Genomic DNA, 11,766 nt, shown 5'->3' with positions numbered 1-11,766 from the left:
AAATACCAGGAACTTTTCACTGGTTTTATGCGTATAAATGAGGAGCGAACAATAACGTGGCGGAAGATATGGTGGTAGCCATCGACCCGGGCAGGGAAAAATGCGGCTTGGCTGTAGTACATAAAGAACAGGGCATTATCTGCAAAACCATTATTGCAACCCCTGGACTAGCCGCTGCTGCAGCTAACCTGGCTGCAACCTATAAGCTCACCACTGTAATTATTGGCAGTAGTACCACATCGGCCACCGCTCGGGAAGAACTTGATACAATTCGAATAAACGGCCACAAGCTAACTGTAATTCCTGTTAATGAATACCGTTCCACCGATGAGGCCCGCAAACGTTACTGGCGCGATAATCCGCCCCAGGGCCTGAAACGTTTCATCCCCACCACTTTGCAAGTGCCGCCGGTCCCGGTGGACGATTACGCTGCCGTGATTCTGGCTGAACGATATTTTGCCGATCAGCTATAATTACTGAAAATTTATCAATAAGCAGGAATTATGTTTCCCATGTAGAACATTTCACAAATATAAGAAAAAAATCCTATATTGTTAAAAATCCTTGTTCTTTGCGTCTGAATAAAAGCAGGCGTTAAGATAAGAGCATAAACCCAAGAAGAATTTTTGAGGAAACTTGGACACTCAATTGGTTACTTCTTAGGCGACTGCTCAAAATCGAAATTTCCAAAACCTAAGGAGGTACAATCACAATGAAAAGACAAACCGCTATGGCTCTTGCAGCAGTATTTGCGATGAGCGTTGCCGGCACCGCGCTGGCAGCACCTGCCAATCCGTTTGTTGACGTTCCTGCAAAACACTGGTCCTATGACGCTGTTACCAAGCTTGCCCAAGCCGGTGTAGTATCCGGTTATGGCGACGGCACCTACAAAGGTGACAAAACCATGACCCGTTATGAAATGGCTACCATCATCGCTAAAGCTATGGCTAACAGTGAAAAAGCCGATGCTGAAACTCAAAAAACTATCGACGCTCTTGCTGCTGAATACGGCGCAGAACTGAATAACTTGGGTGTTCGTGTGGACAACCTGGAGAAGAAAGTTGGTAATGTTAAATTCTCCGGAGAAATTCGAGCCAGATATGAGCATGCAGAGTTGAAAAATAGTGGGGTAAAAGGCAGCAACATGGGCCAAACCATGCGGGCCCGGCTGAATGTAAATGCGCAAATTAATGAAGACTGGGCATTTACAGGAAGATTTTCGGGTGAAGAAGATGTAAGAGCCAGTGGCACTGATAGCGATGCTGAAATGGATCACTTATACCTGACCGGCAAGGCGGGAGTCTTCGATGTTACAGCCGGTCGCTTTGACGCTGTTCCTGCTTATGGCATTGCCCTTGATGATTATGTCGAAGGCGCCATGGTCAGCTTTGGCAATAAGCTCAGGGTAGACCTGTTTGCCGGTAATCAAGAATATACATCAGATCCCGGTCAGGATGACCTCTATATTGCCAACCTGGGCTATGCATTCAGTGATAAATTGAACGCCAAAGGCGCGTATTTCCATATTGATTCCCAGGATGGTGAAAAAGTGAAGCTGTATGAAGTAGGCTTGGATTATCAATTTAATCCTAACGTCAATCTCAGCGGCGTATACTTGAAAAGCGATACCGATGAACAGGATAAAGGCTTCTTCACGCAGCTTTCCTATAAAGGGTCGGATGTCGAACATGCAGGCAGCTTTGGCGTTTGGGCCAACTATCGCGATCTTGAAAAGAATACCGTGCTTTCCTCCACTCTCGATACCGGCATTCTGGATGATGGCGAAGGCGGCAAGGGGTATGAAATCGGCTTTGATTATGTGCTGAAGAAAAATATCCTGTGGACTACCTCGTATACTGATTTGGAAGGTACAATCAATAAAAAAGATAAAGGTGAATTCTTCAGAAGCGAAATAGAATTCTTCTTCTAAAAACGGTTGAAAATTTCCCGTCAGCAGTGGCGGGAAATTTTTTTTACAAAATTTGCGTCTACAGCAGGAATATGCTTCCTGCTGTAGAATATAATAACATGTAAGAGCGGACTGAGAAGAAAAAGCAGAGGAAACATGGACACTCTGATCAGACTTCTTAGGAGGCTCAAAACAAAAAAACAAAAACCTAAGGAGGCACAATCACAATGAAAAGACAAACCGCTATGGCTCTTGCAGCAGTATTTGCAATGAGCGTTGCCGGCACCGCGCTGGCAGCACCTGCTAACCCGTTCGTTGATGTTCCCGCAAAACACTGGTCCTATGACGCAGTTTCCAAGCTTGCCCAAGCCGGCGTAGTATCCGGTTATGGCGACGGCACCTACAAAGGTGACAAAACTATGACCCGTTATGAAATGGCTACCATCATTGCTAAAGCTATGGCTAACAGCGAAAAAGCCGATGCTGAAACTCAAAAAACCATCGACGCTCTGGCTGCTGAATATGGTGCAGAACTGAACAACCTGGGTGTTCGCGTTGACAACCTTGAAAAGAAAGTTGGCAATGTTAAGTTTGACGGCGATGTTCGTTTCCGCTATAATAATACTGATAAAGACTCTGCTGGAAAAAGCAGTGACTTAAAAGCACGTGCCCGTATATACGCTCATGGTGCTATCAATGAAGATTGGACTGCCAATATCCGCTACGAAGCATTCGAAAATATGAGAGAATCAGGAACCAGTAACGCGGATAATAGGTTTGATATCCTTAACGTACAAGGTCCTCTTTTGGGAACTAAGGCAACCCTTGGTCGTTTTGATGTAGTTCCTGTATACGGTACTGTTATTGATAGCTTTGTTGACGGCGCGAAATTCGAGTTTGGCAAAAAGTTGAAAACCACTCTGATATACGGTAAAGAAGATAACAAAATGGGTGGAGTAGAACTTGATGGCGCTGGAAATATCACTGATGCTGGGATAGCCGATGTTAATCTTGCTTTTGTTGGATTAGGTTATGCCACTTCGAAAGCTACCAACCTTAATGCTGCTTACTATCATGCTGATCTTACTAATAAGGACAGTCTTAGTGGGAATTTCTGGGATGGAGCTGAGAATACTCTTAAAATATGGGAACTTGGTTTCGACACTAAGGTAGCCAAAAATTTGGTTCTTCAAGCTTCTTATGCTAAATCTGATGCAGACGAACAAGACACTGCTTATCAGGCAGGTCTCTGGTTCAAAGGCGCTAATAAACAAAACAAAGGCTCCTTCGGCACTTGGGCAACTTATCTGAATGTTGAACAGGCTGCAACTATTGATTCCACTTGGATGGTCAGCAATACCTTTGGCGGCGATGGCTTCAAAGGCGTAGAAGTAGGCTTTGGTTATGTTCCACAAAAGAACATTCTTCTCAAGGCTCTGTATTTCGATGGCGAAACCAACAATGCTGTCGCCGAACTCGATAAAGTTGATTTGAAAAAATTCCGTGCCCAAGTAGAATTCTTCTTCTAAACTGCAAACTGTTAAAAAACTCCTTTGCCTTATTGGCAAAGGAGTTTTTTGCGGTAAGGTGAGGGGCACACCGTGACTGGGACAAGGGGACAGGTCCCTTGTCCTAAAAAGAGCACAACACTAAAAGGCACGATAACATTTTATTAAGCAGGAATATTTATCTTTCATGACGAATTAATCATATTACACAATTTTTCATGGGAGGAATCTAAATGTCCAACAAAAAAATAACAGCCTTGTTCACCGTCATGATGCTGCTAATCACGGCACTTGCCGTTCCTGTATCGGCTCAATCAGCTGACCTTACCGTTATCGGCAAACTGGCGGTAGTCGAAAAAGCCGTTTATGGCACACCCCAAACCGGTGCAGTGGCTGACCGGATAACCAAAATCGAAGAAGATGTCTATGGCAGTGAAACCCAGGAAGCTTTACTGCCACGCGTTGACGAGTTGTATACCGATGTTCTTGAAACAAGCGAAGCTACTCCATCTATGCTTACCAAACTAAATTCAGTGGAATGGACATTGACCCATAGTGTAAGCGATAACTCCATCAAGGCGAGAATCGACAATCTCGAAACTATAATGAATGGCAGTGCTGAAGCCGGCTCGTTACAAGGCCGCCTGGACAAACTTCTCCAGCTTGCATATACCGACGGAGAAGTTGAAGTTGCCAGCACTCTCATTCCCCAGGATACCTTAATCAAAATCAAAACCCTTTCCACCCTGCACAGCAAGCAAAGCCGCGCAGGCGACCGTGTGGCCTTAGCCGTGGCTGAAGACGTATATGTTGGCAATGTCCTTGTCCTGCCAAAAGGAAGTACCGGAAGCGGCAAAGTAGTAAAGGTGAGTCCCAGGAAAAATTTTGGCCGTGATGCCAAGCTCGAAGTAAGCTTTGATACCCTTAAAACCGTGGATGGCAAAACCATTGCTATCTTTGTTGGCGAAAAAGCCGAAAAAGAAACCAAATCACTGGCCACAGCCGCGGGCGCCAGTGTTGCCGGCATGATTGTCCTTGGACCGGTAGGCGTTATTGGTGGTGCTTTTGTCAGTGGCAAGGATGTCGAAATTCCTATTGGCAGCCAAACCTACGTACAAACCAAGGAAGACGTCGAAATATATGGCATTACTGTAAATTAACAGGTAAATATCCTAAAAAAAAGCCGCTTTTTAGCGGCTTTTCTACATATTACTAGGTATCATATAAAGGAATAGCGCGATATATAGCGAATAAAAATTAGATGTGTAACTTTTTATCTAGGATAGGAGAATACTAAGCGCTATGCCTAATAATAATAAAATTATTCTGGGACTCTTGGCGTTAACCATAGTCTTTAGTGCACCCCATGCCAGCCAGGCGCAAGAAACCCCAACAACCCAACCTGCGCAAACAGTTACTGCGGAGCAAGCCCCACAGGCTCCGAAAGCTCCGATTGTAATAGAAGCCGACAACCTGTCCTTCAGTGATGAAACAGGTGATATTCGCGCAGAGGGAAATGTTGTAATCACCAACCAGGGGCAGAAGGTGGAAGCCGAACTAGTTAACGGCAATGCGAAATTAAGTGAAATCTGGATCAACGACGAAGCTCGTTTTTCCCAGCCTGATTCTCATCTGACAGGTCACCACACTCTGTATAACTACAAGCTGAAAACTGGCAGCATGGAGAATGTCAAAGGGAAAATCGGCCGTAAATATGTTGCCGGGGATGTTATCAACATCTACCCAGAGCAGTATGTCATCGACCACGGATCCACCACCAATTGTCCGGCCAAAGTACCTGACTACCACGTAAGCGCCGATAAAATTGAAATCTGGCCTGGCGATCAAATGATTGCCTATAACGCTAAGTTTTGGATTGGCAATAAGGTTATTTTTTCTTTGCCGAGATACCGGCAGTCTATTGGAGAGGGGGGGGAATCTTCCTTTCCCCGAATCGGCTATGACAGTGAACAGGGGATATATATAAAGCAGCATATTGATTATCCGCTGACTAATAGGCTTTCTGCCTATGCTAATCTTGATTACTATACCAAAGCAGATTTTAAACCGAGCTTTGGTATTATTCAGCGCGAGGAAAATTACTCTATTGGAGTAGCCCAAGGACATTTTCTTGATGACGACGACAACTGGATTAAGAAAGAGCCGGAGTTCAAATTGACCTACCATCCGCGCCAACTGGGGAGGATGCCTGTCAGCTACTCCTTTACGGCCATTTACGGCAAGTGGACAGATGACGATAAAACAAGCTGGCATCAGGAATACGAGTTGTACTTTAGGCACAATCCTATAAAACTGAATGATACTATGAACTTGTATCTGGGAACCGGTATTGAACATATACGTGAAAGCTATGATAACTCTTCGCAAAACATCTTTAAGTTTGATGCTACTGTCGATAAAAGATGGTCTGAACGATTCAATACCTGGGTAGGCTATCATTATACCAAGAACAATGAGACCTTGTTCGAGTATGATAGTGATGATCTTAGCCGTGAGCTTGTTTCCGGCTTCACCTACAAAATTGACAAAATGAATACAATCGGCGTAAGACATAGCTATGACCTGGATAACAAACGCGTAGAGGATGTAGACTACACCTGGTACAGGAATCTTCATTGCTGGCAGGCAGCCATCACCTATCGGGCCGAACGCGACCAAATCAAATTTGACATCAGTACCACCCGCTGGTAATCTATTTTCCCGAAAGGAGCCTAACTTGTGTCCCAACACTTAGCCCGGCTTATAGACAACTTCCAAAATAAAAAAATCATGGTCATTGGCGACATGGTAGCCGATATCTATCTGGAAGGAAAAATCTCCCGCATTTCCAGGGAGGCACCTGTCCTCATTCTTGAGCACTGCGGCGAAACAGTGGTTCCCGGTGGTGCGGCCAATGCTGTTCATAATGCGGTAACCTTAGGAGGACAGGTGCATGCTGTCGGCATCATTGGCGGCGACAACGCCGGTCAGCAGCTTACTCAAGTCTTAAATAGCAAAAACGTCAATACTCAGGGATTTATTATTGATACCTCCCGTCCCACTATTACGAAAACCAGGGTAATGGCGGGCGGGCAGGCAACTGTGCGTCAGCAGGTTGTCCGGATTGACTGTGAATGCAAGCGAGCACTGGCCGCTGGTATTGAGCAACAGCTCCTCGGCTATGTCCGGGAAAATATCCGCAATATGGATGCCGTAGTCATGAGTGACTACGGCGGTTTCTCCGTTTCTCCGGACTTAAAAAAAATGGTTATTGAAGCCTGTAACCAGACAGGGATACCCTCAATGGTGGACTCTCGTTATAACATTATGGACTATAAGGGCATTAAGCTGGTTAAGCAGAATGAATCAGAAGCGGCCAGTGCCGTGGATTTTGCCGTCCATGACCAAAAATCGCTCAGTAAGGCTGGGCAACTTCTGCTTGAGCGGCTTGCTGCTCAAGCTGTATTAATTACCCAAGGTCCGGAAGGCATGACTTTGTTTGAACGCTCCGGCTCAGTTTCTCATATTCCGGTCAGCAACAAAAGTGAAGTCTACGATGTCACCGGTGCCGGGGATACCGTTGTTGTCACGATGATGCTAGCGCTAGCCGCCGGTGCTTCCTACTATGATGCCGCTTGTTTAGCCAACCTTGCCGCCGGTGTTGTTGTCCGCAAACCAGGGACAGCCACTGCCACCCCGGCAGAACTTAGAACAGCCATTGGAGAATACACACAATGAAGATCATCACCAGAGCAGATATAGCGGCAATTGCCAGGAACATAAAGGCAGCCGGTAAAACCATAGTTTTTACTAACGGCTGCTTCGATATACTTCACGCCGGACATGTCCGCTATCTCGCGGCTGCCCGCGCTTTAGGCGACTGCCTTATCGTCGGCCTCAACAGCGACCAATCGGTACGCAATCTCAAAGGCCCTGCCAGACCGGTTAATTGCCAGGAAGACAGGGCTGAAGTACTGGCTGCTTTGGCTGCTGTGGATTATGTAGTTATCTTTCAAGAGACCACTGCCGAAAATATTGTGACCGAGATAAAACCTGATATCTACGCCAAAGGCGGCGACTATACCATCGAAAAATTACCTGAAAGCAAAATTGTCGCCGCCCAGGGTGGCCGTACGGTACTGGTACCTGAGGTGCCTGGACGGTCGTCAAGTAATATCATTAGCAGGATGAACGATTATAACGGCACTGAAAAGTGAGATTCATGCAGGAGGTATTTCTTGAGCTATCACAACATTCTTATTGTCAAACTAAGCGCCATCGGTGATTGCATTCACGCCTTGCCGGTGGCGTCAGCCTTAAAAGCCTGTTACCCTGAGGCCCGCATTACCTGGATAGTGGAGAAACCGGCTTATGATTTGTTGACTAATAACCCCAATATCGATGAAATTATTATTTTTGATAAAGCCCAATGCAAAACTCCGGGCGGCTTCTTCAGCTATGTTCCCGGTTTGGCTAGTACATTGCGTAAACAGCGGTTTGACCTTGTCCTCGACCTGCAGGGCTTATTTAAGAGTGCGGCAATTGCGTATTTGAGCGGCGCACCCAAGCGGCTTGTGTACTGCAATGCCCGGGAATTCAGCGACAAAATAAGTCAAAAAGTCTGCGGGCCGAACAGCGCCGGTCATGTTGTTGACCGCTATCTCGATGTTGTCAGAGCAGTAGGCTGCCACATTACTGAGCCGGAATTTACCGTAACTATTACCGAAAAGGAAGCTGTTTTGACGCAAGCTATCGCTAAACAAGCCGGACTGGACATAACGAAACCCTATGTCGTACTAATTCCGGGAACCAATTGGCCGAACAAATGCTGGCCGCCGGGACATTTTGCCCAATTAGCCGAAAAGCTATTTGAAAAGCAAATAATCCCCGTCTTTGTTGGCACCCATGCCGATAAAACCGCTATGGATGAAATTATTGCCAACATGACAATTCCGCCGGTGGACTTAACAGGTAAAACCACTCTGAAGCAGTTAGCCTATATTCTTAAAAACGCCAAGACCGTTGTTGCCGGTGACACCGGGCCCATGCACCTGGCGGCAGCGATGAATACTCCGGTAATCGCGTTATTTGGCCCGACGGACTCATTAAGAAATGGGCCTTATGGAGACAATCATCAGGTATTGACAGTAAGCCACGCATGTCAGGGATGCTGGAAAAGAAAGTGTCCGCAAGCCATTGATTGTATGGCTGAGATAGCGCCTGCGGCGGTTTTTCAAGCCGTTAAGAACTTTATAAAAGTGTAGTATAAGAACAAAAATACGGGGAAGTGTCAGGATGAGTGAACGAATATCCATCATTATGCCTGCCTATAATCTGGAGAAATACATTAGTGACAGTATTATGTCTGTGCAGCGCCAGACGTATACTGATTGGCAATTGTTGGTCATTGATGATGGATCAAAAGATGAAACACCAAACATTGTGCAAGCGATAGCGGTAAGCGACCAACGGGTTCAATTGCTTTGTCAAAAGAATAGCGGCTCAGCCGGTGCAAGAAATGCCGGACTTAATGCGGCAACAGGGAAATATATTGCATTTCTCGACGGTGACGATTTATGGGAGCCAACCTTTCTTGCTGAATTGCTGGCCGCTAAACAGGCGGCCGGCACAGCAATGGCTTATTGTGGCTATTTGCATCTGTATGATGTGGGGTTAAAATCTAAATTTAGCTATCCATATGTCAGTGGTGATATTTTAGAAGCTGTAATCCGAGGCAAGACCCAAGTACATATAGGGTGCTTGCTTGTTGACAAGTCGGTGATTGAACAAAATAATATCCGGTTTACCGAAGGGTGCCTTATCGGGCAGGATCAGGAATTTATTATTAAACTCGTTGCTGTTGCTGAAGTACAGGCTGTGCCACGAGAATTAATGCAGTACCGGATTAGGGCCGGATCTGCCATCAATTCTCAATGGAATTGGCAGAAGCACATCCATGCCATCTTGGGCCTAAAAAGAGCGGCAGCGGCAGTACTCGTACAGAAGGCAGGCGTAGACAGCGTTTCACAACTGGAAAATATATTTCAGCAGCGTATAGCGTATAAAGTATTTAAGTTTCTGTGGCGGATGTTAAAAAAAGGACATCAAGCAGAAGTACGTGAGTTAATGGAAGCTGATTTTGGCAAGGATTTTGCACAGCTTGATGTCGAACAGTTAAAACTGGTTGACAGGATCAAATACCGGGTTGTTTGTTCTCAAAACCCCTTGCTATGGGATTTGGTTGCCAAACTCAAAGTTATATAAGTCAGAACAAAAAAAAGATAGGGCGCAGTGCTCAGCCGCGCCCCATCTTTATGATTTCTTATGCAACTCATATAGTTTTGCAAACCTGGAAAAGGTATAGAATGCCCGTAAAACTGCCGAAATAAACCCAGGCATACCATCGCGAAAACCACCTTTTAAAATATAGCGCTTTAAAAAATCAAGCAAGGGGCGAACCACCAAAGCAAGAACTCCATATTTTTTGTTAGCGGCATAGCGTTCCCGGGCAGCCAGGGTGGAATAGGTGTTCATTTTAGCAAGCTGAGCTTCCAAATCAGTATATTGGTGGTGAATCAACGTGCCGCCGGATAGATGGCCGGTAGAGCCGTTAAAGATAGCGGCTTCGTGTACCTGACCATGAAAGGTTAAAATTCCGCCCTTAAAAAGGCGCAATTTTTTTTCAACATAGGAATTGAGGACTTTTCCCATAAAAATATTTTTTCTTGTAATCGTAAAGGCAGCATGATTGGTTGCAGCCTGCGTCATGTGCAGGATGGCATTCCGTAATGCCGGTGTTACTTCTTCGTCAGCATCAATAATTAAGATCCAGTCACCGGTTACTTTTGTGAGCGACACATTCCGCTGCTCGGCAAACCCCAGCCAATCCTGGTGGTATATCTTGTCGGTATACTGTCTGGCGATTTCCAGTGTCCTGTCAGTACTGCCGGAGTCTACGATTATAATTTCATCCACCCAGGTGATGGATTCAAGGCAACGTTTAATATTTGCTTCTTCGTTACATGTTATAATGGCTGCACTCACGCCCACATTATACCCTTCTTTCTATTGTCTTTGGCCATTACTTATGGTATCACTCCACTAAGGAAATTACAATCAGGAATACAAAAAAATTAATACAAAGGAAGTGCTATGATGAGTAATATCGCTTTTTTGGACAAGGCAATTTTTTATATGCTAACTTGTTATGCCTTGTTTTCCTGTATTTCAATTGCCGGAACCAGTATTGCGTTGTCGCTGGCGGTTATTTTAGCGGTTATCCGACTGGTGAAGCAGCCGGAAAAACCGGATATGGACCGGGGACTGGTGCAAGCGCTGCTATTTTTCTTTCTTACCTTACTAATATCAGCTTTAGCCGCTTATGATTCAGCAACTGGTTTCGCCCAGGTTTGGAAATATTTTTACCGCATGGTACCGCTCTTTCTGGTGGTGCTTTTTATAAAAAAACCGCAACAAATGGTTGTAGTTCTGCTGGCTCTCAGTGTATCCATATTTATTGCCGGCAGTTATACTATTTGGCAGGGGATACATGGACAGCAGCGGGCAGCGGCATTTGGCGCCAATGCCATGATCCTGGCCGGATATCTGGTTCAGATGATTCCGTTATTATTTGTAATGGTTACAGCTAAGGGATATTTAGAGAAAAGGAAACGGATGCTATTAGCGATAGTTCTCCTGATTTCCCTGCTGGCGCTGGTCTTTAACGCTACCAGAGGAGCCTGGGTGGCGGTAGCTGTTAGCCTGCTGCTCTACGGACTTATGAATATAAAAAAGCATAAGTATATTCTGCCAAGTATTGTAATAGTTTGTCTGGGAGTAGGTATAGTGATCGGGGCAACGCCGGCGCTGGAGAAAAGAGTAGCTAGTATTACCGATCTTACTGAACGTTCAAATGCCGAAAGGCTTCTGCTTTGGCAAAGCGGCTGGAATATGTTCAAGGATCATCCGTTAACAGGTGTCGGACCCGATAACTTTGAAACCCTCTATCAGGGAAAATACGTTTTACCGGCGGCAAAACAACCGGAGTTATCACATGCTCATAATAACTTTGTCCATATGGCAGCCGAAACAGGAATTCTGGGCTTGACAGGCTTTGTATATATGTTCGGATACATTTTGTATATTTCCTGGCATCGGTACCGGTTATCCCCGGCCAATATCTGGGCGGCAGGTTGTTTTTTTGTTACTGTCGGTTTGCTTATGCAAGGACTTACCGAGTTTAACTTTGGCAATTCTGCGGTTACCCGGTTATATTGGTTTATTGTCGGGCTGATGCTGGTGTCAGGCAGTATATATAATAATCGGGAAAACAGACGCTTGTGAGGCTGG

The 11,766-nt window shown here is 45.4% G+C and carries 11 protein-coding genes; 10 read left to right on the top strand and 1 reads right to left on the bottom strand.

From position 1 onward, the window contains the following. The first annotated feature begins 56 nt into the window (after nucleotides 1-56). The 9 genes from SPSPH_RS16465 to SPSPH_RS16425 all read left to right on the top strand — a co-directional run bounded on the left by SPSPH_RS16465 (nucleotide 57) and on the right by SPSPH_RS16425 (nucleotide 9,681). Complete coding sequence (locus SPSPH_RS16465) at nucleotides 57-473, top strand: pre-16S rRNA-processing nuclease YqgF (protein WP_233139151.1); 417 nt, start codon at nucleotides 57-59, stop codon at nucleotides 471-473. 239 nt (nucleotides 474-712) lie between these two features. Continuing rightward, nucleotides 713-1,930 (top strand): S-layer homology domain-containing protein, encoded by a 1,218-nt coding sequence (locus tag SPSPH_RS16460; protein ID WP_075757158.1) that lies wholly within the window; start codon nucleotides 713-715, stop codon nucleotides 1,928-1,930. A 206-nt stretch (nucleotides 1,931-2,136) separates the two neighbouring features. Then, nucleotides 2,137-3,438: an S-layer homology domain-containing protein gene (locus SPSPH_RS16455; RefSeq protein WP_075757159.1), complete on the top strand. Its 1,302-nt coding sequence runs from the start codon at nucleotides 2,137-2,139 to the stop codon at nucleotides 3,436-3,438. 212 nt (nucleotides 3,439-3,650) lie between these two features. Further along, complete coding sequence (locus SPSPH_RS16450) at nucleotides 3,651-4,577, top strand: hypothetical protein (RefSeq protein ID WP_075757160.1); 927 nt, start codon at nucleotides 3,651-3,653, stop codon at nucleotides 4,575-4,577. Between the two features lie 142 nt (nucleotides 4,578-4,719). After that, nucleotides 4,720-6,129, top strand: coding sequence for an LPS-assembly protein LptD (locus tag SPSPH_RS16445; protein ID WP_075757161.1), 1,410 nt, complete (start codon nucleotides 4,720-4,722; stop codon nucleotides 6,127-6,129). Nucleotides 6,130-6,156: 27 nt separating this feature from the next. Beyond that, a complete protein-coding gene (locus SPSPH_RS16440) occupies nucleotides 6,157-7,155 on the top strand; it encodes a bifunctional heptose 7-phosphate kinase/heptose 1-phosphate adenyltransferase (protein WP_422396915.1) in 999 nt (332 codons plus the stop codon). Then, nucleotides 7,152-7,634, top strand: coding sequence for a D-glycero-beta-D-manno-heptose 1-phosphate adenylyltransferase (gene rfaE2 / locus SPSPH_RS16435; protein WP_075757162.1), 483 nt, complete (start codon nucleotides 7,152-7,154; stop codon nucleotides 7,632-7,634). The genes SPSPH_RS16440 and rfaE2 overlap by 4 nt, the downstream gene beginning before the upstream one ends. Before the next feature lie 21 nt (nucleotides 7,635-7,655). Next, a complete protein-coding gene (gene waaF, locus SPSPH_RS16430) occupies nucleotides 7,656-8,681 on the top strand; it encodes a lipopolysaccharide heptosyltransferase II (protein ID WP_075757163.1) in 1,026 nt (341 codons plus the stop codon). Between the two features lie 31 nt (nucleotides 8,682-8,712). Next, a complete protein-coding gene (locus SPSPH_RS16425) occupies nucleotides 8,713-9,681 on the top strand; it encodes a glycosyltransferase family 2 protein (protein ID WP_075757164.1) in 969 nt (322 codons plus the stop codon). A gap of 48 nt (nucleotides 9,682-9,729) precedes the next feature. Here the strand turns inward: SPSPH_RS16425 and SPSPH_RS16420 are convergent, their stop codons facing one another. Further along, a complete protein-coding gene (locus SPSPH_RS16420) occupies nucleotides 9,730-10,467 on the bottom strand; it encodes a glycosyltransferase family 2 protein (protein WP_075757165.1) in 738 nt (245 codons plus the stop codon). Between the two features lie 102 nt (nucleotides 10,468-10,569). Between SPSPH_RS16420 and SPSPH_RS16415 the strand changes: the two genes are divergently transcribed. Next, nucleotides 10,570-11,760, top strand: a complete 1,191-nt coding sequence (locus SPSPH_RS16415; RefSeq protein ID WP_083945662.1) for an O-antigen ligase family protein — start codon at nucleotides 10,570-10,572, stop codon at nucleotides 11,758-11,760. Nucleotides 11,761-11,766: the final 6 nt, after the last annotated feature.

Origin of the sequence: Sporomusa sphaeroides DSM 2875, from assembly GCF_001941975.2 — a bacterium.
Classification (GTDB): domain Bacteria; phylum Bacillota; class Negativicutes; order Sporomusales; family Sporomusaceae; genus Sporomusa; species Sporomusa sphaeroides.
Note: the sequence above shows the minus strand (reverse complement) of the source record. Positions and strands in the feature narration are given on the sequence as shown.

Bases quoted from the DNA above. Each gene is read 5' to 3' on its own strand.
- SPSPH_RS16460 (WP_075757158.1), top strand. From the start codon at position 713: ATGAAAAGACAAACCGCTATGGCTCTTGCAGCAGTATTTGCGATGAGC.
- SPSPH_RS16455 (WP_075757159.1), top strand. From the start codon at position 2,137: ATGAAAAGACAAACCGCTATGGCTCTTGCAGCAGTATTTGCAATGAGC.
- SPSPH_RS16450 (WP_075757160.1), top strand. From the start codon at position 3,651: ATGTCCAACAAAAAAATAACAGCCTTGTTCACCGTCATGATGCTGCTA.
- SPSPH_RS16445 (WP_075757161.1), top strand. From the start codon at position 4,720: ATGCCTAATAATAATAAAATTATTCTGGGACTCTTGGCGTTAACCATA.
- rfaE2 (WP_075757162.1), top strand. From the start codon at position 7,152: ATGAAGATCATCACCAGAGCAGATATAGCGGCAATTGCCAGGAACATA.
- SPSPH_RS16425 (WP_075757164.1), top strand. From the start codon at position 8,713: ATGAGTGAACGAATATCCATCATTATGCCTGCCTATAATCTGGAGAAA.
- SPSPH_RS16415 (WP_083945662.1), top strand. From the start codon at position 10,570: ATGATGAGTAATATCGCTTTTTTGGACAAGGCAATTTTTTATATGCTA.